Here is a 1,661-nt window from a genome sequence, read left to right on the forward strand (position 1 = left end):
CGCCCAGCCAGAAGCGCGACAGCAGCGCCACCGCTGCCGGGATGCCCGCCATCACCACGCCGGCCGCCACCGCCGAGGTGGCCTGCACGCCGAACAGCATGCAGATCGAAAACAGGAAGTTGCCCAGGAAGCTCTCGAAGAACAGCAGCTTGCGGTCGCCCCGGCTCAGCCGCTGCTCGGCGTGCGGGCGCCGCACCCAACCGGCCATGGCCACGGCGGCAATGCCAAAGCGAAGCCAGGCCAGCAGGAACACGGGAAAGACGGCGACCAGGGATTTCGACAGGCCCACATAGCTGCCCACCAGGACCATGCTGGACGCCAGGCTGGCGTACGCCAGCGCGCGCACAGGTAACTTCAGGAACATGCGCGGCAGGTTAACCCAGGCCAAGGCGGCGCCTGCGGCCGGAGGAATAGGATGCCGGGCATGCGCATCTTGCTGGTGGAAGACGACGAACTGCTGCCCGCGGGCCTGCGCGAGGCCTTGGGCCAGGCCGGCATGGAGATGGACCACCTGGAAGCGGCAGAGCCCGCGCTCGACGCGCTGGCCCACGGCGTGCACGACCTGGTCATCCTCGACATCGGGCTGCCGGGCATGGACGGCCTGGCCTTGCTGCGCCGGGTGCGCGCCAGCGGCAACAAGGTGCCCATCCTGATGCTGACCGCGCGCGACGGCCTGGAAGACCGGGTGCGCGGCCTGAACGATGGGGCCGACGACTACCTGATCAAGCCCTTCCTGCTGCCCGAGTTGCTGGCCCGCGTGCAGGCGCTGATCCGCCGCAGCCAGTCCGCCGCCAGCTCGCGGGTGGCCGCCGGGCCGCTGCTGCTGGACATTGCCACCCACGAGGCCACGCTGGCCGATGCACCGCTGGCCTTGACCGGCCGCGAGTGGGACCTGCTGCTGGCGCTGATGCTGGCCATGCCGCGGGTGTTGCCCAAGCGCAAGCTGGCCGACAGCCTGAGTTGCTGGGACAAGGAGATCACCGACAACGCGGTCGAGATCTACGTCTCGCGCGTTCGCAACAAGCTGGCCGGCAGCGGCGTCTCGATCCGCACCGTGCGTGGCGTGGGCTACCGCATGGACACCGAATGAATCTGCGGCCCGCCTCTCCGCGCAGCCTGCGCGGCCGCCTGCTGAGGCTGCTGTGGTGGCCGCTGCTGGTGGTGCTGGTGCTCAGCGCGGCATATGACTATCGAAGCGCCCTGAACCGGGCGCGCGACAACCAGGACCTGGCACTGCGCCGCGTGGCGATCGCGCTGGCCACACGGCTGGACGTGGATGCCGACGACGCCCGGGACGACGACCTGGGCCTGCACCTGAGCCGCACCGTGCAGGCGATGCAGCGGGTTGACGGCCAGGACAGGCTGTATGCGCTGGTGCTGGACGAGCACGGTGGCGTGATCAGCGGGGACCCGGCGCAGGCGGCGCTGGTGGAACGCGACGAGCGCGACCAGCCACGCTACACCGACCGGCGCTGGGACCACCACGATGTGCGGGTGATCAGCTTTCCTCACCCTTCGGCGCTGGGGCCGGTGATGGTGGTGGTGGCCGAAACCACCGAGCGCCGCCAGGCGCAGACCCGGCAGGTGCTGCTCGGCACGCTGATGCCCAACCTGGTCCTGCTGGGCCTGACGCTGGCGCTGGTGTGGCTGGGCGTGGACGC

The 1,661-nt window shown here is 70.3% G+C and carries 3 protein-coding genes; 2 read left to right on the forward strand and 1 reads right to left on the reverse strand.

Annotated features, from left to right (window positions below):
- The coding region (locus FKP22_RS29575) for an EamA family transporter (protein ID WP_141291786.1) at positions 1-364 on the reverse strand (364 nt) is incomplete at its 3' end.
- 60 nt (positions 365-424) lie between these two features.
- On the opposite strand from FKP22_RS29575, the gene FKP22_RS29580 reads away from it, so the two are divergent.
- Positions 425-1,090, forward strand: coding sequence for a response regulator (locus FKP22_RS29580; protein WP_141291784.1), 666 nt, complete (start codon positions 425-427; stop codon positions 1,088-1,090).
- The coding region (locus FKP22_RS29585; protein WP_170201169.1) for a sensor histidine kinase N-terminal domain-containing protein at positions 1,087-1,661 on the forward strand (575 nt) is incomplete at its 3' end. The genes FKP22_RS29580 and FKP22_RS29585, both read left to right, overlap by 4 nt.

This window comes from Ideonella azotifigens, assembly GCF_006519715.1.
Lineage (GTDB): Bacteria > Pseudomonadota > Gammaproteobacteria > Burkholderiales > Burkholderiaceae_C > Ideonella > Ideonella azotifigens.

Bases quoted from the DNA above. Each gene is read 5' to 3' on its own strand.
- FKP22_RS29580 (WP_141291784.1), top strand. From the start codon at position 425: ATGCGCATCTTGCTGGTGGAAGACGACGAACTGCTGCCCGCGGGCCTG.